This is a genomic window from Caballeronia sp. LZ024, assembly GCF_031451455.1.
GTDB lineage: Bacteria > Pseudomonadota > Gammaproteobacteria > Burkholderiales > Burkholderiaceae > Caballeronia > Caballeronia telluris.
Genome location: NZ_JARUXL010000002.1, coordinates 89,401 through 108,575, shown reverse-complemented (window position 1 = coordinate 108,575; position 19,175 = coordinate 89,401). Strand labels below are relative to the sequence as shown.

Sequence of the window (19,175 nt, the reverse complement as noted above, 5' to 3'; positions counted from 1 at the left end):
TGAAAGGAACCCGAGAGATGAATCAACCCGAAACCAGTCTGATCGCGTCGAGCGATATCTTCATCGGCGGCGAGTGGCGTGCCGGCCGTGGCGCCGCCTATGCGAGCCTTTATCCCGCCGACCAGTCGATCAACGCGGAGATCACGGCCGCGAGCGCCGACGACGCGCGCGAAGCGGTCGAAGCCGCCGATGCCGCCTGGCGCAAGCCGAACTGGTCGGGGTTGAAGCCGCATCAGCGCGCGGCCGTCCTGCATCGCATCGCCGATCTGATCAACGCGCGTCACGAATCGCTTGCGCAACTGCAGCGCCGCGACAACGGCAAGCCGATCAGCGAAACGCGCGGGCTCGTCACGAGCGCGGCCAATACGTTCCGCTATTTCGCGGCGTGCGTCGAAACGTTCGAAGAGACGCTGACGCCGTCGCGCGGCGACTTCATGACGATGAGCGTGCATGAGCCGCTCGGCGTCGTCGCGGCGATCACGCCGTGGAATTCGCCGATCGCCTCCGATGCGCAAAAGCTCGCGCCCGCGCTCGCCGCCGGCAACGCCGTCGTGCTGAAACCCGCCGAGGTGACGCCGCTCGCGTCGCTCGCGCTCGCCCGCATCTGCGAGGAAGCGGGCGTGCCGGCCGGCGTCGTCAGCGTCCTGCCGGGCAAGGGCTCGATCGTCGGCGATGCGCTCGTGCGCCATCCGCTCGTCAGGAAGATCGCGTTCACGGGCGGCACGGAAGTGGGACGCGGCATCGCGCGGCTGGCGGCGGACAAGCTGATGCCGGTATCGCTGGAACTGGGCGGCAAGTCGCCGACCATCGTCTTCGAAGACGCCGATCTCGATCATGCGGTGAACGGCGTGCTGTACGGCATCTTCAGTTCATCGGGGGAATCGTGCATCGCGGGGTCGCGGCTTTTCGTGCAGCGCTCGATCTACAAGGAATTCGTCAGGCGTCTCGCCGATGGCGCCCGCAAGCTGCGCGTGGGCGACCCGTCGCGCGACGACACGCAGATGGGACCGCTCATCACGGGGCAGCATCGTGAGTCGGTGGAGCGGTATGTCGCGCTCGGGCTGGAAGAGGGCGGCACGCTGTTGTGCGGCGGCGAGCGCCCGACCGGCGACGGCCGCGAGCACGGCTTCTTCTATCTGCCGACGATCCTCGAAGGCCTGACCAACAACGCGCGCATCTGCCAGGAAGAGATCTTCGGGCCGGTGCTGGTCGTCATGCCCTTCGACGACGAAGCATCGCTGCTGAAGGAAGCCAACGACAGCGTGTTCGGCCTCGCCGCCGGCATCTGGACCGCGGACTACAAGCGTGCGTGGCGCCTGGGCCGCGCGCTCGAAACGGGCACGGTCTGGATCAACACGTACAAGCAGTTTTCGATTTCGACGCCGTTCGGCGGCTGGAAGGACAGCGGCATGGGCCGCGAGAAGGGGCGTCTTGGCATCTGCGAGTACATGCAGCAAAAGAGCATGTACTGGGGCTTAAACGACGCACCGCTGCCGTGGGCGAACTAAAGAGGCACCTATGACGATCCTTGGCATTGAACAGATTACCTACGGCGTGACCGACCTCGACACCTGCCGGCGCTTCTTCGCCGACTGGGGCCTGAAGGAAGTCGCACACGACGAAACATGCGCGCGCTTCGAGTCGCTCAACGGCTGCACGATCCTCGCCGTCGACGCGAACGATCCGTCGCTGCCGCCCGCGTTCGAACCCGGCCCGACGTTGCGCGAAGTGACCTGGGGCGTGGCGACGCGCGAAGAACTCGACGCCTTGCGCGGACGCTTCGCCGGTCAGCCGGGCCATTTCGAAACGCAGTCGGCCGTTGGTTGCATCGATCCGAACGGCATGGCGATTCGCGTGGAAGTGACACGTAAGCACGCGATCGACGCGAAGGGCTCGCCCTCGAACGTGTGGGGCCAAACGTTGCGCGTCGATACGCCGAGCCCGGTGTATGAGCGCGCGGAGCCGGTCGAAGTGGGGCATGTCGTGTTCTTTACGAACTGCGTCGCGGAGCAGGAAAAGTTCTATCACGAGCTGCTCGGCTTCGAGACCTCGGACCGCTATCCGGGCCGTGGCGCGTTCATGCGTTGCGCGCCGCACGGCGGGCATCACGACCTGTTCCTGCTGCAACTGCCCGACGGCAAGCGCGGCTTGAACCACGTCGCGTTCACCGTGCGCGACATCCACGAAGTGTTCGGCGGCGGGTTGCACATCAGCCGCTGCGGCTGGACCACGCAGCTCGGGCCGGGGCGGCATCCGGTGTCGTCGGCGTACTTCTGGTACTTCCAGAATCCAGCGGGCGGCCTGATCGAGTATTACGCGGACGAGGACATCCTCACGCCCGAATGGCAGCCGCGCGACTTCGAGCCGGGTCCGACCGTGTTCGCGGAATGGGCGGTCGATGGCGGGCTCGACGGCAATACGCGCCGTCAGAAGAACGCGAAGGCGCCCGAGGGCACGTTCATGACGGAGCGGAAAAATGGCTGACGACATCATTCAGGACGCGCCGCGCACGATCGTCGTGGTCGGCGGCGGACAGGCGGCGGGCTGGATCGTGAAGACCTTGCGCAAGGAAGGCTTCGACGGTCGCCTGGTGATGATCGCCGACGAGATCCATCTGCCTTACGAGCGTCCGCCGCTCTCGAAGGCGGTGCTCTCAGGCGAAGCCGATATCGACACCGTGCGCCTCGTCAACACCGAGGATTTCGCCGCGCTCGACGTCGAGGCATGGCAGCCGGATCGCGCGACGTCGATCGATCGCGCCGCACGCATCGTGCGCACCGCAAGCGGCCGCGAGGTGCGCTACGACCGCCTCGTGATCGCGACCGGTGGCGCCGCGCGGCGCTTGCCCGAGTCGCTGGTCAGGACCTCGCACGTCACGTATCTGCGCACGCTCGACGACGCCGTTGCGCTCGGCTCGCGGCTTCGCCAGAGCCAGCGCGTGCTGGTGATCGGCGGCGGCTGGATCGGACTCGAAGTCGCGGCGACGGCGCGCAAGCTGGGCGTCGGCGTGACGGTCGTCGAAGGCGCGCCGCGTCTTTGCGCACGGTCGGTGCCGCAGGGCGTGTCGGACTTTTTGCTCGACCTGCATCGCTCGCATGGCGTGGACGTTCGCCTGAACGCAGCGCTCGTTTCGGTCGACGATCACGAAGACGGCGTGCGCGCCACCTTCGCCGATGGCTCTACGCTCGACGCCGATTTCGCCGTCGCGGGAATCGGGCTGACGCCGCATACGTCGCTCGCAGAAGACGCGGGGCTGGAGGTGAACGACGGCATCGTCGTCGACGAATTCGGTGCCACGAGCGACCCGTGCGTGTTCGCTTGCGGCGACGTCGCGAATCATCCGAACGCGTGGCTGAAGCGCCGCGTGCGGCTCGAATCGTGGGCGAACGCGCAGAACCAGGCCATTGCTACCGCGAAGGCGCTGATCGGCGTGCGCGCGGCGTATGCGGAAATTCCGTGGTTCTGGTCGGATCAATACGACGTCAACCTGCAGATCCTCGGCGACATTCCGGCAGGCGTCGAACCCGCCGTGCGCGGCGATTTGCAGGCGCGGCGCGCGACGCTCTTCTTCCTCGACGACAGCATGATTCGCGGCGTCATCGCGATCAATTCGCCGCGCGACTTGAAGCTCGCGCGCAAATGGATGGGACAGGGGCGCGCGGTCGATGTCGCGACGCTCGTCGATGCGGGCAAGGCGCTCGCCTGATCGGCACTCAACACGACACGACAGGGAACAGGCATGAGAACTTTCGGCAATACGATCGCGGAGCAGGGCGGCGCCAGCGTCTCGGGCACGGTGACCAAAGGGTCGATCATCGCGCGCATCGAGCGTCTGCCGGCGAACGCCATGCAGGTGCGCGCGCGAATCCTGATCGGCGCGGCGACTTTCTTCGACGGCTTCGACGTCATCACCATCGCGGCCACGCTGCCGCTGCTCATCCAGAAGTGGGGCCTTACGCCGGGACAGGTCGGCTTCCTGATCGCGTCGGGATCGATCGGACAACTGATCGGTGCGTTCCTGTTTCCGTCGCTCGCCGAACGGTACGGCCGCGTTCGCGCGATCGCGTGGAGCTCGGGGATCATCGGCTTGACGAGCATCGCGTGCGGCTTTGCGCCGACGTTCGCCGTATTCGTCGCGCTGCGCATCGTGCAGGGTCTCGGGCTCGGCGGCGAGCTGCCGGTGGCGGCGACTTACATCAACGAGATCACGCGCGCTCACGGACGCGGCCGCTTCGTGCTGCTCTATGAGATCGTGTTCCCGATCGGGCTGCTTGCGTCGAATGCGCTCGGCGCGTGGATCGTGCCGCGTTTCGGCTGGGAAGCGATGTACTTCATCGGCGGGGTGCCGCTCGTGCTGTTCTTCCTGTTGCGCGTGCTCGTGCCCGAGTCGCCGCGCTGGCTCGGCGAGCGCGAGCGCATGGCCGATGCCGACCGCGCGCTCAACGCGTTCGAAGCGAGCGTCAAGGGACCGCTGCCGCCGGTTACGGATGTGGCCGAATTCGAAGCGATGGTGCATCGTCACCCGAAGCGTCGCATGGTCGATCTGTTCGGTCGCGCTTACATCCAGCGCACGATCGCGGTCGCGTTGCTGTGGATGACGTGCGGCGTGATCCAGTACGGTCTTTCGACGTGGCTTCCGACGATCTACAAGACCGTCTATCACGCGCCGCTGCAACTCGCGCTGAACCTGGCGGTCGCGGCATCGGTGCTCGGCGTGCTGGGGTCGCTGACGTGCGCGCTGATCGTCGACAAGGTCGGGCGCAAGCCGGTGATCAACCTGTCGTTCGTGCTGTGCGCCGCGTCGCTCGTGCTGGCGGGTGTGTTCCATACGCAGTCGGTGTATGTCGTGGCGACGTTCTGCGCGCTGGCGCTCGGCTTCATGGCGTGCGGGTTCATCACCGCTTACGTCTATACGCCGGAACTCTACCCGACGAGTATTCGCGCGTTCGGCTGCGGTCTGGGCGGCGCGTGGCTGAAGATCGCGGCGATCTTCGCGCCTGCGCTGGTGGGCAAGACGCTCGTCGGCGGCAATCTGGATATGGCGTTCTATGCGCTCGCCGCCGTGCCGGTGCTGGCGGCTGTCGCGGTGCACTTTCTCGGCATCGAGACGAAGGGCAAGGTGCTGGAACAACTCGAGGCGTGATCGAAGAACGGAGCGGCGGATCGTCTCTTCGACTTCTCGCCGCCCTTCGGTGTTTGCTGCGAGGAAAGGCGTGTCGGCGCCCTTGATTCGAAGTTATGGACGCGTGCTAACGCGGCCGCCATGCTGTGACATTCGGCGAAATAGTTTTTGGATGGCATGTAACCGGGCAGCCCGCTACATTGGCTTCACCCGACGCGAACGCGGCTTTTTCCCGCCAACGACGCGTTCATCTCAACCTGCCAATCGCCCATCATGTTCAGCACTGGAAAGATCGCGCTGTATGTCACGTTGTTCATCGTTTGCATCTCGCTGATCGAGGCTTGCGTGCTCACGCGCAGACAGCGCGACAGCGCCACGCCCTTCGACTGGTATGAAGTCTGGATTTCGCTCGCCGATATTGCGGGCCGCAAGCTGCTCGCGCTGTTGCCGCTTTCGCTCGCAACGCCTGTTTTTGCGCTCGTCTGGGATCACCGGATCTTCACCGTCACGCTGAACAGCGCGCTGATGGTGTTCCTGCTCTTTATCGGCCAGGAGTTCTGCTATTACTGGTATCACCGCGCGTCGCATCGAATCCGTTTCTTTTGGGCGACGCATGCGGTTCATCACTCGCCGAACCAGTTGACGCTGTCGTCGGCTTATCGGCTCGGAGTGACCGGGAAGCTAACCGGCTCGGCGATCTTCTTTGCGCCGCTGGTATGGCTCGGCGTGCGTCCGGAAATCGTGCTGGCGACGCTCAGCTTCAACTTGCTGTACCAGTTCTGGCTGCATAACACGTGGACCCCAAAACTCGGCTGGCTCGAATACGTGTTCAATACGCCTTCCGCGCATCGCGTGCACCACGCATCGAACGCCGATTATCTCGATGCCAACTTCGGCGGCGTGCTGGTGATATTCGACCGCCTATTCGGTACGTATGTAGAAGAACGCGCCGATGAGCCTTGCCGCTACGGTCTCACGACTCCGACACGGTCCCGCAATCCGCTCGTCGTCGAATTCGAGCACTGGGTGAGTCTAGCGCGTGATGTCGCCTCGGCCGGCAGCGTGTGGACTGCCATTCGCTATGTGATCCTGCCGCCGGGCTGGCGCGCGGACGGTTTCGATGAAACAACCGCGGCGCTACGTCTAAAGAATTCAGCAGCCTGTAGCGCGGTTCAAGTCAAGCCGGGACGGTGAACGGTTAAAACGTCTCTTCTTGTGGATCAGGCCCGCGCGTCGACGCGGCGAGCCTTGCGATCTTTACGACGCGCCCCGTGCGCGCCGATTCGTAGATCGCCTCCATGATGCGCTGATCCTGCAGACCTTCCTCGCCCGGTGTATGCGGCGTGATATCGCTCTTGACGCACACCGACATGTGATCGATTTCGCGCGCGAACTGGTCTTGCGGATCGATCTGCAATTCGGTCATCGCGCTCTTGCCATCGACGAGCATCCCGTGCCGCATGCGCAAACCGTTGTAGCCAAATGCGGGGTCCATCTCTACCCATCCTTGCGATCCTTGCAGTCGGAAGAATCGCGACTCATGACTCGCATAGCTCGACATGCAGGTCGCGGTGAGCCCGCTCGGAAAGCGAAGGATGAACTGCACCGATTCCTCGACTTCGACGAAACGCGGATCGCCGTCCGGCTTGTGCACCGATGCGATCACGTCGAGCGGTTCTTCGCCCGACAGAAAGCGCGCTGCGTTCGGGCAATAGAGCCCGATATCGGGCAGCGCGCCGCCACCCGCGAGCGCCTTGTTGAGCCGCCACTGAGCTGGATCGCCGACGTTCTGCGAATTGCCCGCGACGAACTCGCGCAGCGGCCCGAGCTTGTTCTCTCTGACCATCTTCGCGATCATGCGGTCCATCGGTTCATATTGGCTGCGGTAGGCGATCATCAGTTTGCGGCCCGCGCGCCGGCACGCGTCGATCATCGCCTGGCAATCCGCGACGTTGGTTGCCATCGGCTTCTCGCAGAGCACATGTTTGCCGATCTTCGCGGCGCGCAACGTGTACTCCTTGTGCATGCCGTTGGGCAGCACGATATAGACGACCTGTACGCGCGGGTTGTCGGCGAGACGCTCGAAGCTTTGATAATCGAGTACGTCCGTATCCGCGATGCCGTATTGCCGCGCGACCTTGAGTGCCTTCGCGCGATCGCCCGAGACGAGCGCCGCCGGCTTTGAATACTTGCAATGCGAAAGCGCGGGCAGAATCTGATTCAACGACAGTCGCCCGAGCCCGACCACCGCGTAGCCGATGCGATCGTCGGGCGGCAGGTTGGCGTCGGGTGTTTGCTCCTTCTGCTCGGTGTCGGGGTCCTGAATCAGCGGAAGTCTGACCTGATTCGTATCCGCGCCGGGCACTCCGGCCGCCCAGACGCTGCCCGGCGATCCTGCGGCGAGCGCGGCAGCGATACCCGCCCCGCCGGGCTGGAGAAACGAACGGCGAGTGTTTGCGGGCGGCGCAGTGGGGTCATCGGGCGTCGCGACGCTTGTCGGTTGTGGGGGATTGTCGGGTGGGCTGCGAGATGACATTGAAGGCTCCGTGAAAGCGCTCGCGTCGAGTAGGTTGCGCTAACAAACCGCGCGATAGCTTTAGCATCGAGCATGCCAGATGAATCGGACCCGGGCGCGAACGCTCCGCGGGCGCCGCCATTTGCCGACCTTGATTCCCCTTTCGATAAAGGGCATCGAATCCGTCATCAAGTAGGTTTGTATCACCCCATGATAGAAGTTGCTCGCTGGAATCAGCCCTTGCGAACGGCACGCTCGTCTCCATCGCGGCACACGGATTGCGTGCAATGTGCATTCAGTGAAAGGAGCAGGCAATGAGCGAGACAGTCGGAGACTTTCTGGTCGAGCGTCTTCATGCGTGGGGTGTGCGCCGCATCTTCGGATATCCCGGTGACGGCATCAACGGCGTGTTCGGCGCGCTCAATCGCGCGAAGGGCAAGATCGAGTTCGTGCAGGTACGTCACGAAGAAATGGCCGCGTTCATGGCGTCCGCGCACGCGAAATTTACCGGCGAGTTGGGCGTGTGCATCGCGACCTCCGGGCCGGGCGCCTCGCATCTGATCACCGGCCTCTACGATGCCCGCATGGACCACATGCCGGTGCTCGCGATCTCGGGCCAGCAAGCGCGCGCCTCGCTCGGCGGACACTACCAGCAGGAACTCGATCTCGTGTCGATGTTCAAGGACGTCGCTGGCGCGTTCGTGCAGCAGGCAAGCGTGCCCGCTCAAGTGCGCCATCTCGTCGATCGCGCCGTGCGCACGGCGCTCTCGCAGCGCAAGGTCACGGCGATCGTGTTGCCCAACGATCTGCAGGAACTGGAGTACGAACCGCCGGGACGCAAACATGGCACCGTACATTCCGGCGTCGGTTTCAGCGCGCCGAAAGTCGTGCCGCACGATGCCGATCTGCACCGCGCCGCCGAGGTTCTGAACGAAGGCAAGAAGGTGGCGATCCTCGTCGGCGCGGGTGCGCTCGATGCTACCGACGAGGTCATTGCCGTGGCGGAGAAGCTGGGTGCGGGCGTCGCGAAAGCGCTGCTCGGCAAGGCGGCACTGCCCGACGATTTGCCGTGGGTCACGGGCTCGATCGGCCTGCTCGGCACGAAGCCGAGCTACGACATGATGATGGAATGCGACACGCTGCTGATGATCGGCTCAGGCTTTCCGTATTCGGAGTTTCTGCCGAAGGAAGGCGCGGCGCGCGGCGTGCAGATCGACATCAAGGCGGACATGCTGAGTCTGCGCTATCCGATGGAAGTGAACCTCGTTGGCGATAGCGCGGAAACCTTGCGTGCGCTCTTGCCGCTGCTCACCGAAAAGACGGATCGCGCGTGGCGCAAGAAAATCGAAGGCTGGACCGCCGACTGGTGGAAGACGCTGGAAAAACGCGCGCTCGAACCGGCGAAGGGCGGTGTCAATCCGCAGCGCAGCGTGTGGGAACTGTCGAAGCGCATTCCCGCCGATGCGATCGTCACGAGCGACTCGGGATCATGTGCGAACTGGTACGCGCGCGATCTGAAAGTGCAGCGGGGCATGAAGTGTTCGCTTTCGGGCGGCCTCGCTTCGATGGGCGCGGCCGTGCCTTACGCGATCGCCGCGAAGTTCGCGTTCCCGGATCGTCCGGTGTTTGCGCTCGTCGGCGACGGCGCCATGCAGATGAACAACATGGCCGAGCTGATCACGGTATCGAAGTACTGGAAGCAATGGGCGAATCCGCGCTGGATCTGCATGGTGCTGAACAACGAGGACCTGAATCAGGTGACGTGGGAGCAACGCGTGATGGAAGGCGATCCGAAGTTCGAGGCATCGCAGGATATTCCGTCCGTCGCGTATCACAAGTTTGCCGAACTGATCGGCCTGAAGGGCATCTACGTCGACGATGCCGAACGCATGGGCGCCGCGTGGGACGAGGCGCTGGCGGCGGACCGTCCGGTCGTGATCGAAGTGAAGGCCGATCCGAACGTGCCGCCCTTGCCACCGCACATCACGATGGCGCAGGCGAAGGCGTTCGCGACCACGCTGATGAAGGGCGATCCGGACCAGAGCCACGTGCTGCTCGATACCGCCAAGCAAGTGTTGAGCGCCGTGTTGCCGGGGCACAAGGACGGAAAGTAATCGCGTCATGACGCCATGTCGCCAGACAGACGCGCCCATTACCGCGGTGCGCGCGCAAGCCTATACGGTGCCGGCGGACGGACCCGAAGCCGACGGCACGTTCGCATGGAATTCCACCACGCTGGTGCTTGCCGAAGTCGATGCGGGCGGCGTGACGGGCATCGGCTACACCTATACGGACGCTTGCGCGGTCCCACTGACTCGCGGCGCTCTTAGCGAGGCGGTGCTGCAACGCGATGCGTTCGACGTGCGCGCCGCATGGCTTGCCATGCAGCAACGCGTGCGCAACATGGGACGCTCCGGGGTCGCCGCGACTGGGATATCCGCACTGGACTGCGCGTTATGGGATCGAAAGGCGAAGCTGCTGGACGTGCCGCTCGCGAAGCTGCTTGGCGCGATGCGGCCGAACATCGCGATCTATGGCAGCGGCGGCTTCACGTCTTATGAAGACGCGCGCTTGCAAAGTAGCTTTCCGCATGGGTCGATGATGACGGCTGTCGCTGGGTCAAGATGAAGATCGGCAGCGAGCCTTGACGCGACCCGCAACGCGTTCGCGCAGCACGTGAGGCGATCGGCGATGCAGGCTTGTTCGTCGATGCAAACGGCGCCCTCACGCAGAAGGAAGCGCTTGCATGCGCGGAAGTCTTGGCTCAATACGGCGTGGAGTGGTTCGAAGAGCCGGTGTCCTCCGACGATCACGATGGCCTGTGCGCGTTACGGCAAGCCATTCCAGCGCCGATGCAGGTCGCGGCGGGCGAATACGGCTACACGCTCGACGACTTTCGCCACTTGCTCGACGCGCGCGCCGTCGACGTATTGCAGGCCGACGCGAGCCGTTGCGGCGGCATCACCGGCTTTCTCGATGTGGCCGCGTTGTGCGAGGCGTATCACACGCCGCTTTCCGCGCACTGCGCACCGGCACTGCATCTGCATGTAGCGTGCGCGGCACCGCGCTTCGTTCATCAGGAATGGTTCCACGATCATGTGCGTCTCGAAGCGATCTTGTTCGACGGCGCGCCGCGCGCGCGATGGCATCATTGCGCCCGATCTTTCGCGTCCGGGCTGCGGCCTTGAACTCAGGCGCGCGGACGCGCAAGCCTATGCGGTCTTAGGAGCATCGATGAGCCGGATGATTCAGGGCGCAGCGATCGGCATTGCGGCAGGTGCAGCGCTGCTGGCAACACTCGCCCGTGCACGTGCCAGCGCGGACGGCGGCGCAAGCGAGTCGGCTGCGCATCTCGACGCTGCGCGTTCGTTCAACCGCAGTTCGGCTTTGCTCGCGCTCTCGGTGCTGGCCGACAGCGGCATCGAACATTATCGCGGCTCGTTTGCCAACAGGGCGATGTACGCGCCGCTCGCGACCTCGCTTCTCTCACTCGGTGCTGGCCTGCATGGCGGAGCAGACGGCGCTTCCCGCCGTCATCCGGCGCGGCACGCGATCTACTTGACGGCGGGCGCGGTCGGCGTCGCGGGCACCGGCTTTCACCTGTACAACGTGACCAAGCGGCCCGGCGGAATGTCCTGGCACAACTTCTTCTATGCAGCTCCCATCGGCGCGCCGATGGCCCTCCTGCTCGCCAGAACCGGGGCGACGGTTACAGGGATGCGCGTTTGCCCGCGTTGCAGGAAGCGTGGCGCATCGGGCTCGCAGCGCTGGACGACGAAAGCCGCACGCGCTTCGGCTTGCCGTTCGCGAGTATCGAAGAGGCATCGCAGATTGCGCTCTTGCAGGCGATGGAGCGCGGCGAACTGGAAGGCGCCGCGTGGCGCGGCATGCCGTCGAAACTGTTCTTCTCGCAACGCATCTTGCACGACGTATGCGGCGCTTACTATTCGCATCCGCACGCCTGGAGCCAGATCGGCTTTGGCGGGCCGGCGAATCCGCGGTTATGTGCGCATGGGCTTCGACCGGCGCGATCCGTGGGAAGCGGTGGAGCAGCACGTGCACGATCTGGAGACACCGCATGCTCGATGATGCCCTGCATCATCCTCGCGGCAAGGACGGCCGCGCGCCGAACGTGTTTCGCGCGGGCGCATGGGTGCCGATGCGCGAATATCCGCAGCACGAGCCGGTCGATTTCGCGATTGTCGGCACGGGTGCGGGCGGCGGTACGCTCGCATGTCGTCTCGCCGAGAAAGGCTTCAGCGTGGTCGCCTTCGATGCGGGCGCATGGTGGCGGCCGCTCGAAGAGTTCGCCTCCGACGAAACGCATCAGCACAAGCTCTACTGGACCGACGAGCGCATCTGCGACGGCGAGAACCCGCTCAAGCTCGGCAATAACAATAGCGGTAAGGCGGTAGGCGGCAGCACCGTGCACTTCGCGATGGTCTCGCTGCGCTTTCGCCCCGAGTGGTTCAAGGCGCGCAGCCTGCTCGGCTATGGCGTCGGCTGGCCGCTCGACTGGCGCGAGATGTGGCGCTACCACGCGCAGGTCGAGGATGCGCTGAAGATATCCGGACTCGTGAACTATCCGTGGGGTCTGAGGCGGCCGCGCTACCCGTATCGGCCGCATGAACTGAATGCTGCCGCGCTCGTGCTTGCGCGCGGCGCCGAAGCGCTCGGCATTCCCTGGGCGCCGACGCCGCTCGCCACGCTTTCGGCGCCGCGCGTAGCGACGCCCGAGCCGAGCGAATAGCCATGCAGCACGATCGAGCGTGCTCGCTTAACGACGAATGCATAGGCCGCCCGCGCGATCAGCGCGCGCATCGTCGCAAAAGCGCGGACGAGCCCCACCTTCGCATAGCCGATACGGCCAATCGGCGCCGACGAACGCGCCTGTTCCAGTCTGCCGTTGCGGCGATCGCGCAGGACCTGTGTGACGAGGTGACGCGCGCGATGGTCGACAGTCGGTCCTTGCAGCACGAGCCGGTCGACCGCGTGTGGATAGCGCATCGCGAAGTCGGTGAGGATTTGACAGCCGAATGAATTCCCCACGAACGATGCGCGCTCGATACCGCTTGCTTTGAGCCAAAGATGCAGTGCATCCGCGAGTTCGGGGATGGAGAGCGCCGCGCGGCGTGTGCGGCTTTCGCCGAACCCGGGCAAGTCCGGCGCGTGGACCGCGGAAAGCGCACGAGAGGGCAAGCGCCAAGGGTTCCATGTAGCGGCTCGAAATCACGAGGCCATGCACCAGCACGACATGCGGCCCAACGTCGCCTGCGAGCCGCGTGAAGATGCGGCCAGCGTTCAGATATTCACTGCGAATTCCGGTGCGCTCGCTCTCCGGGCTGAGGGCGGGCGTGCGTCGTAGACGCGCCCATTGGGTCGCGGCCCAGGCCACCCAACGTCGGCGATGATGCCCGCGCCCAATACAAGCCTGTTAAGTCTTGCGCGTTTCATGCGTCGATGCGAGCTCGAGGGAATGGTTGAAGAAGAAGCACGCTGCATGCCTGGTTGCGCGCACCGTCGCATGACCCTGCCAGTGAGCCAGGCGGGTCCGGCGCTTGCTGAAAATCGACAGTGATCTCTCCACATCTGAAGGAAACCGACATGAGCCAATACCTCGACTGTATGGCCGCGCTCGATCGCTGCGCGGCCGCATGCCATCACTGCGCGTCGTCGTGTATCGCGGAGGGGAATCTGCCCGACATGGAAAAGTGCATACGGCTCGATCTCGACTGCGCTGCGTTGTGCGGCTTCACGTCGGAAGCGCTCGCGCGGGACTCGCAGTTCATGCGCGACTTCTGTGATCTATGCGCGCGCATTTGCGACGCCTGCGCGGACGAATGCCGCCGGCATCCGGCCGATCACTGTCAGGCATGCAGTGATGCCTGCCGCGCGTGTGCCGAAGCGTGCCGGGCGCTTTGAACAGACGCGCTAAGCCACATTCGACGCGGCATCCGCATTGCTGATTGCCTATCACCTCATCAACCTGAAGGAAATCCAATGAAAACGAAAATGCTTGTCTTGCCGATGACGCTTGCCTTAGCCGCGTTGCCTGCCTTCGCGCAGACGCAGGCGGCGAGTACCACAATGGCAAACGACCTTCCACCTCAAGACAAGGAGTTCGTGCAGGCGGCGTCCATGTCCGGTTCGACCGAAATCGATGCCGCGAAGCTTGCCGTCAAGCAATCGCAGGACAAGGATGTGACGAACTTCGCGCATCACATGATGGTCGATCACACGAAGCTCACGCTTGAATTGAAGATGGCGGCGCCGCACGGCGTGGCGGTTCCGAAGGACAACTCGGACACGACCGTTCTGGATTCGCTAAAGGGCCTGAAGGGCAAGGAGTTCGACACTGTGTACATCAAGAGCGTCGGCGTAGAGGGGCATCAGAAGGCCGTGGAAGCGTTTCAGAAGGAAGCGGAAAGCGGCCAGAACGCCGACTTGAAGAAAGCAGCAGCAAAGGCTTTGCCGACGATCCAGGATCATCTGAAGATGGCGCAGGCTCTGGCTGCAAAGAAAGGCGTTCAGTAAATCGAACGCGTAGACCGTTGGCGATCCGCCCGCCACGCGGCTCGATCGCCAGTCCGGTTCACCGGCAGAGCGGACGGCATAGAGATCGAGCGTGCAACGCCACTGCGGTTCAAATTCGCCGCGTCAAGCCTTCAACCGCTCTGGCATCGTCACAGGTTCGACCGGATCGACGTGCACTTCAAGCAAGGCGGTGCGTGTCGAATTCAGCATCGAAGCGAGCACGGGACGAAGCAAGCGAGGAAGCGGATCTTGTCACGATGCTGGCGCAATGCTTCGATGATCGGATTGATGCCGTCGCCTACCATGCCGAATACGTGGTCGACGTCCCACGCGAGCAGCGTCTGAACGATGACGCGCGGGACTGTATGTGAAACTCAAGGATCCATCGGTCACGCAATTACCCTCTGACGCATTCGGGCAACGCTTCACGTATTCGCCGGCGCCGCCTGCGGCACATGCCGGCCGCTGGACGAGCGCACCGCCGCTGCCGCGCAGCGAAATGGCATGGGCGGTGGGCGTGGGCGATCGCATGCATGTGATCGGCGGTTATGGCGCGGGACAAGTTGCCCGTGCGTGTCATCACGTGTTCGATGCATCGCGCGGCATGTGGCTCGACGCGGCGCCGATACCGCGCGGCGCCAACCACATCGGCGTAGCAGCGCAAGACGGCGTGATCTATGCATTCGGCGGCTTCGTCGAACAAACCCGCATTGCGACTCCGGACTGCTATGCGTATGTCGTGACCGACGACCGCTGGCACGCGATCCGTCCTCTGTCACGCGGGTCGCGCGGCGCCATTTCCGCGGTGGCCGCGAACGGCCTGATTCACGCGATAGGCGGTCGCGATACGCGCTCAGTCGACTGGCACGAGGCTTACGATCCACGCACGGATAATGGGGCACCTTGGCGCCCATCCCCGCCGGCGGCGGTCCGATGAATGGCGGCGCGTTTCAGACCATTCACGAAGCGTGGACCCCCGATTAACAGCCCTTTAGCGATGTCTAAAGACACCCCTCATTCGAAGAAAGTGACAAGGGGATGGAGTCGAGCCTCGGGGTCCGCGCGGGCGTCGGAAAAGCGATATGCATCTGCTTCCGTAGGAATGGAATTCAGCGCTTGGGCGGTAAATATCTTGTCTCTCGACTCCGCGACGACCGCCGTCGCGGCAGCGGGGACAGTGTCCGGTCCGATGAAATCGACGCGGGGTAAGTACATGATCGTCTCCTCGGCTCAGGCGGGAAATAGCGAATGGCCGCCTAGCATCTAATTTCGTTATCAGGCTAGCTCATAATGCGTTGCACAAGAAAGCTGGGACGCCGTCCGTAATCCAGTGCTTGCGGACGCCAGGGTGCTCGCTCGTGCTTGACGGATAGGGATCGTGCTGCATGGTGGGCTCCTTCTGTGTGTGACTGATGCGCAAACGTATGCGTCCGCTAGCCGGCGCGCGCATCGCGCACGTATTTGTCGAATAAGCTTCGTGCGTGCTTGGGTGCCTTGTTGTTATCGGAACTTACGGCCGCAACGATTCGTTCCTCGGGAACGACGAAAATGTACTGCTCTCCGAACCCGGTCGCGAAACAACCGCGCGGCTCGACCCACCACAGATAGCCATAGCGCGCATCGTCCACCGGCCAACCGCCCGCGCTGTGTGGCATCGCGGCCTCGCGGGCATACGACTCGTCGAGCAGGCGCTTGCCTTGCCATTCGCCGCCTGACAGCATGACCAAGCCGAGTTTCGCCATGTCGCGCGTGGTCAGCGACAGTCCGCGACCCGCGAACGCATACCCTTCCTCGTCGACTATCCATTCGCAGCGTTCGATGTCGAGCGGATCGAAGAGCGCTTCGTGCGCGAACCGGTCGAGCGCGCGGCCGGTCGCGCGCGCCAACACAATCGAGAGAAGGTGAGTGGCGTGGGAATCGTAGTTGAAGTGCGTGCCGGGCGCATACGCGAGCGGCCTGCTAAGAATGAAGCGCAGTCGCTCGCCGCCGAGCCGGGAACACGCGCCAAGCAGACATTCGTCGACCGTGCGTTCGTCCCAGTCGAAGCCGGAGGTCATTGTCAGCAGCTGTTCGATCGTGATGTTTCGCACACGTTCATCGACCCCTCTCGAGCGCGCCTCAGGCAGAAACTCGCCGATGACCTGCTGCATGTCGCGAAGCGCGCCGACGCGCAACGCGATCCCCGCCAGCATGCCGACAACGCTTTTCGTCACTGAATTGATCTCTTGCAGATCCGATGGCTGGACATCGTGCCGGAAGTGTTCGAACAAAGTGCGGCCGTCGCGGACGACGACGAACGCGCGAATGCCATCGGTACTTTGCGCGAGCTGTTCGCCTAGCGTAGCGAGAGTTGCATCACTTCTCATTGTTGCCTCGGTCGCGTGCCGATGCTTCGGCGCGTCATGCGGATCGGCTCGGTTGGGTTCAATGACCATGACGGGCTCCGCCGATAAGTACCGTTCAGGCGAGCAAGGCTTGTTCCGCGCTTACGTCGGAACGACGCTCGCCGTCGAGCCTTGCTACGTTTTTCGCACGACCTTAGCTTGCGTGAGCAAGAACCGGGCAGAAAGGTATTCAGGTTCAGGTGAGGGCCATTTGCCCTTGTGCATCTCCGACGTCTCGCGAAGTTTTGCGCATTCAACAGTCCGACTTCGTTGACCGAGCACGATCGTGCCTAAGGTGCAGCGGATTGTGTCGTTTCGGACCAAAACGCACGAATCGTCTCTTTACAAATATAAAACGTCGGGTCACAATTCGCCCGCAAATAATAACGATTCGCATTCACGCACGCAACGACATCCACGAGAAATGAGCATGAAACCAAGTACGACGAGCCCGGTCGCGATGCGGCCCCTGAAACTGGCTGCCCTGCTGCTGTTCGCGGCGGCGCCGCTTGCCTATGCGCAGTCGACGGAGCCGGCACCGGCCGCAGCGAACGCGCCTAGCGAAAGCACCTTGCCCGCGGTGAAGGTCACAGCCCAGAACGTGGATGAGCCGTATGGTCCGACGAATGGCTACGTCGCGAAGGAATCGACCGCTATGAAGGGCAGCGCGTCGCTGCTCGAAACGCCGCAGTCCGTCTCCGTCGTCACGCGCGAGCAGATGGATCAGCAGAACGCGCAGACGCTCAACGCCGCGGTGCGCTATGTTTCGGGCGTGACGCCCGAAACGCGCGGCGGCATCGCGACGCGCTACGACATGCTTAAAGTGCGCGGCTTCGATGCGGACAAGTATTGGAACGGCCTCAAGCTGCTCGACAACGCGTGGTACGCGGTGCCGCAGGTCGACCCATACATGATGGAACGGATCGAGGTGCTCAAGGGACCGGTATCCGTGCTCTACGGTCAAGCGGCGGCGGGCGGCCTGCTCGATCAGGAGAGCAAGATGCCGACGGTCGTGCCGCTGCACGAAGTGGGCATCGAGTTCGGCAATTTCGCGCACAAGCAGGCGAAGTTCGATTTCTCCGGACCGATCGCGGGCGACGACCGCTACCTGTATCGCATCACCGCCATCGCGCGTTCGGAAGACGGGCAGGTGCAGTCGACGTACAACAAGCGCATCGCGATCGCGCCGTCGTTCACATGGCGCCCGGACAACAAGACCTCGCTCACGCTGTACGGGCTGTATCAGCATGACCCACGCAGCACGTCATACGGCAGCGTGCCGCCGCAAGGGACGGTGCTCTTTAACCCGAATGGCAAGCTGCCGAGCGATTTCTACGACGGCGATCACAACTTCGAGAGCTTCAACCGGGTCGAGGAAGCGATTGGGTACAAGTTCGACCGCAAGCTCAACAACGCGTGGACGTTCCGTTCAAACGGCCGCTTGCTGCACCTCGCGCAGGACTACAAGAGCGTCTATGCGACCGCGCTCGAAGACGACCTGCGCACGCTGGATCGCGGCACGGCGGCGTCTAAGGACAACCTGAACACGGTCTCGCTCGACAATCAGCTCGAAGGCAATTTCTCGTCCGGTCCGATCGATCATACGGTGCTGTTCGGCTTCGACTATCAGCACTACGCGAGCAACTTCGACGCGGGCTTCGGCACCGCGCCGTCGCTCGACATGTTCGCACCGAACTACAACCAGGCGATCACGCCGCCGGACCGCTATCACCAGGTGCTTAGCGGCACGCAATACGGCGTCTATGCGCAGGATCAGGCGCGCTGGGGCAACGTGATCCTCACGCTCGGCGGCCGCGAGGACTGGGCGAGCAGCGATTCGAACAACACGACTTTTGGCATCGTGTCGCATCAGTTCGATCGCGCGTTCACGTTCCGCGGTGGTCTGAGCTATGTATTCGACAGCGGCATCGCGCCGTACTTCAGCTATACCGAATCGTTCACGCCGCAAGCGGGCGTCGACATCAGCGGCAATCAGTTCTCGCCCGAGCGCGGGCGCCAGTACGAGCTAGGCGTGAAGTTTCAGCCGAAGGGCTATAACGCGTTCTTCTCGGCTGCGGTGTTCGATCTGACGCGCAAGAATCTGCTGACCGTCAACGCGGACAACCCGGCCTTCCAGTCGGCTGTCGGCGAGGCGAGATCACTCGGCGTCGAACTCGAAGCGAAGGCGAGCCTCACGGATTCGTTGAACGTCACGGCGAGCTATACGTATCTCAGCACGAAGTACACGGAGGACAACAGCGGGCTCGACGGCAAGTTCCTTCCCGCCATTCCGCAGAATCAGGCTTCGTTGTGGGGCTACTACACGATCAACCGTGGACCGCTCGCCGGTCTCTCGATGGGCGCGGGCGGACGCTATACCGGCACGACGTACAGCAGCGACAACACCTTCAAGGTGTCGAGCTTCTTCCTTGTCGATGCCACGCTGCGTTACGACCTCGGACGCGCGGCGGCGCAGTTGAAGGGCGCGGAGCTTTATGTGAACGCGCAGAACCTCTTCAACAAGGAATATGTCGCATCGTGCTACTACGGCAGCTGGTGCGCGTTCGGCTACGGACGTCAGGTGTTCGCGGGCATGAACTATCACTGGTAAGCGCGCTTT

15 protein-coding genes and 4 pseudogenes are annotated in these 19,175 nt (G+C 63.5%); 14 read left to right on the top strand and 5 right to left on the bottom strand.

Features of this window, described 5'->3' with window-relative positions; genetic code table 11:
• Window positions 1-17 precede the first annotated feature (17 nt).
• The 5 genes from QCE48_RS15900 (at window position 18) to QCE48_RS15880 (ending at window position 6,316) form a co-directional block, all read left to right on the top strand.
• On the top strand, window positions 18-1,508 hold the full coding sequence (locus QCE48_RS15900) for an aldehyde dehydrogenase (RefSeq protein ID WP_309784779.1): 1,491 nt from the start codon (window positions 18-20) through the stop codon (window positions 1,506-1,508).
• A gap of 10 nt (window positions 1,509-1,518) precedes the next feature.
• Complete coding sequence (locus tag QCE48_RS15895) at window positions 1,519-2,484, top strand: VOC family protein (protein ID WP_309784778.1); 966 nt, start codon at window positions 1,519-1,521, stop codon at window positions 2,482-2,484.
• Window positions 2,477-3,706 (top strand): FAD-dependent oxidoreductase, encoded by a 1,230-nt coding sequence (locus QCE48_RS15890; protein ID WP_309784777.1) that lies wholly within the window; start codon window positions 2,477-2,479, stop codon window positions 3,704-3,706. The genes QCE48_RS15895 and QCE48_RS15890 overlap by 8 nt, the downstream gene beginning before the upstream one ends.
• Before the next feature lie 33 nt (window positions 3,707-3,739).
• Window positions 3,740-5,143: an MFS transporter gene (locus tag QCE48_RS15885; protein WP_309784776.1), complete on the top strand. Its 1,404-nt coding sequence runs from the start codon at window positions 3,740-3,742 to the stop codon at window positions 5,141-5,143.
• Between the two features lie 252 nt (window positions 5,144-5,395).
• The gene (locus QCE48_RS15880) at window positions 5,396-6,316 is read left to right on the top strand and encodes a sterol desaturase family protein (protein ID WP_309784775.1); all 921 of its coding nucleotides are present in this window, start codon (window positions 5,396-5,398) and stop codon (window positions 6,314-6,316) included.
• Between the two features lie 4 nt (window positions 6,317-6,320).
• On the opposite strand, the gene QCE48_RS15875 is transcribed toward QCE48_RS15880, so the two are convergent.
• Window positions 6,321-7,658: a Gfo/Idh/MocA family oxidoreductase gene (locus QCE48_RS15875; protein WP_309784773.1), complete on the bottom strand. Its 1,338-nt coding sequence runs from the start codon at window positions 7,656-7,658 to the stop codon at window positions 6,321-6,323.
• A 293-nt stretch (window positions 7,659-7,951) separates the two neighbouring features.
• Here QCE48_RS15875 and QCE48_RS15870 point away from each other — a divergent pair, with 293 nt between their 5' ends.
• The 5 genes and pseudogenes from QCE48_RS15870 to QCE48_RS15850 form a co-directional block, all read left to right on the top strand.
• The gene (locus QCE48_RS15870; protein ID WP_309784772.1) at window positions 7,952-9,751 is read left to right on the top strand and encodes a thiamine pyrophosphate-requiring protein; all 1,800 of its coding nucleotides are present in this window, start codon (window positions 7,952-7,954) and stop codon (window positions 9,749-9,751) included.
• A gap of 7 nt (window positions 9,752-9,758) precedes the next feature.
• Window positions 9,759-10,859: pseudogene (locus tag QCE48_RS15865) on the top strand (enolase C-terminal domain-like protein); the annotation flags it as partial.
• A 12-nt stretch (window positions 10,860-10,871) separates the two neighbouring features.
• Window positions 10,872-11,330, top strand: a pseudogene (locus QCE48_RS15860) (hypothetical protein); the annotation flags it as partial.
• Between the two features lie 32 nt (window positions 11,331-11,362).
• Window positions 11,363-11,563 (top strand): annotated as a pseudogene (locus QCE48_RS15855) (gluconate 2-dehydrogenase subunit 3 family protein); the annotation flags it as partial.
• 152 nt (window positions 11,564-11,715) lie between these two features.
• Window positions 11,716-12,360, top strand: a pseudogene (locus tag QCE48_RS15850) (GMC family oxidoreductase); the annotation flags it as partial.
• Here QCE48_RS15850 and QCE48_RS31905 read toward each other — a convergent pair.
• Complete coding sequence (locus QCE48_RS31905) at window positions 12,246-12,797, bottom strand: alpha/beta fold hydrolase (protein WP_404982631.1); 552 nt, start codon at window positions 12,795-12,797, stop codon at window positions 12,246-12,248. The pseudogene QCE48_RS15850 and the gene QCE48_RS31905 overlap by 115 nt on opposite strands.
• A gap of 444 nt (window positions 12,798-13,241) precedes the next feature.
• Here QCE48_RS31905 and QCE48_RS15840 point away from each other — a divergent pair, with 444 nt between their 5' ends.
• Together QCE48_RS15840 and QCE48_RS15835 are read left to right on the top strand one after the other, a co-directional pair.
• The gene (locus tag QCE48_RS15840; protein WP_309784770.1) at window positions 13,242-13,559 is read left to right on the top strand and encodes a four-helix bundle copper-binding protein; all 318 of its coding nucleotides are present in this window, start codon (window positions 13,242-13,244) and stop codon (window positions 13,557-13,559) included.
• A 78-nt stretch (window positions 13,560-13,637) separates the two neighbouring features.
• On the top strand, window positions 13,638-14,171 hold the full coding sequence (locus QCE48_RS15835) for a DUF4142 domain-containing protein (RefSeq protein WP_309784769.1): 534 nt from the start codon (window positions 13,638-13,640) through the stop codon (window positions 14,169-14,171).
• 203 nt (window positions 14,172-14,374) lie between these two features.
• Here the strand turns inward: QCE48_RS15835 and QCE48_RS31900 are convergent, their stop codons facing one another.
• A complete protein-coding gene (locus QCE48_RS31900; protein WP_404982599.1) occupies window positions 14,375-14,476 on the bottom strand; it encodes a hypothetical protein in 102 nt (33 codons plus the stop codon).
• A gap of 62 nt (window positions 14,477-14,538) precedes the next feature.
• Between QCE48_RS31900 and QCE48_RS15825 the strand changes: the two genes are divergently transcribed.
• Window positions 14,539-15,108, top strand: coding sequence for a hypothetical protein (locus QCE48_RS15825; RefSeq protein ID WP_309784767.1), 570 nt, complete (start codon window positions 14,539-14,541; stop codon window positions 15,106-15,108).
• Window positions 15,109-15,185: 77 nt separating this feature from the next.
• Here the strand turns inward: QCE48_RS15825 and QCE48_RS15820 are convergent, their stop codons facing one another.
• Entirely contained in the window at window positions 15,186-15,386 is a 201-nt protein-coding gene (locus QCE48_RS15820) for a hypothetical protein (protein WP_309784766.1), read from the bottom strand.
• A gap of 218 nt (window positions 15,387-15,604) precedes the next feature.
• On the bottom strand, window positions 15,605-16,441 hold the full coding sequence (locus tag QCE48_RS15815; RefSeq protein WP_309785080.1) for a serine hydrolase: 837 nt from the start codon (window positions 16,439-16,441) through the stop codon (window positions 15,605-15,607).
• A gap of 544 nt (window positions 16,442-16,985) precedes the next feature.
• On the opposite strand from QCE48_RS15815, the gene QCE48_RS15810 reads away from it, so the two are divergent.
• Window positions 16,986-19,166, top strand: a complete 2,181-nt coding sequence (locus QCE48_RS15810) for a TonB-dependent siderophore receptor (protein WP_309784765.1) — start codon at window positions 16,986-16,988, stop codon at window positions 19,164-19,166.
• The last annotated feature ends 9 nt before the right edge of the window (window positions 19,167-19,175 follow it).

Excerpts from the sequence above, each read along its gene's own strand:
- QCE48_RS15900 (WP_309784779.1), top strand. The coding sequence starts at position 18 with ATGAATCAACCCGAAACCAGTCTGATCGCGTCGAGCGATATCTTCATC.
- QCE48_RS15835 (WP_309784769.1), top strand. The coding sequence starts at position 13,638 with ATGAAAACGAAAATGCTTGTCTTGCCGATGACGCTTGCCTTAGCCGCG.
- QCE48_RS15885 (WP_309784776.1), top strand. The coding sequence starts at position 3,740 with ATGAGAACTTTCGGCAATACGATCGCGGAGCAGGGCGGCGCCAGCGTC.
- QCE48_RS15875 (WP_309784773.1), bottom strand. The coding sequence starts at position 7,658 with ATGTCATCTCGCAGCCCACCCGACAATCCCCCACAACCGACAAGCGTC.
- QCE48_RS15810 (WP_309784765.1), top strand. The coding sequence starts at position 16,986 with ATGAAACCAAGTACGACGAGCCCGGTCGCGATGCGGCCCCTGAAACTG.
- QCE48_RS15870 (WP_309784772.1), top strand. The coding sequence starts at position 7,952 with ATGAGCGAGACAGTCGGAGACTTTCTGGTCGAGCGTCTTCATGCGTGG.
- QCE48_RS15890 (WP_309784777.1), top strand. The coding sequence starts at position 2,477 with ATGGCTGACGACATCATTCAGGACGCGCCGCGCACGATCGTCGTGGTC.
- QCE48_RS15820 (WP_309784766.1), bottom strand. The coding sequence starts at position 15,386 with ATGTACTTACCCCGCGTCGATTTCATCGGACCGGACACTGTCCCCGCT.
- QCE48_RS15880 (WP_309784775.1), top strand. The coding sequence starts at position 5,396 with ATGTTCAGCACTGGAAAGATCGCGCTGTATGTCACGTTGTTCATCGTT.
- QCE48_RS31900 (WP_404982599.1), bottom strand. The coding sequence starts at position 14,476 with ATGGTAGGCGACGGCATCAATCCGATCATCGAAGCATTGCGCCAGCAT.
- QCE48_RS15895 (WP_309784778.1), top strand. The coding sequence starts at position 1,519 with ATGACGATCCTTGGCATTGAACAGATTACCTACGGCGTGACCGACCTC.
- QCE48_RS15840 (WP_309784770.1), top strand. The coding sequence starts at position 13,242 with ATGAGCCAATACCTCGACTGTATGGCCGCGCTCGATCGCTGCGCGGCC.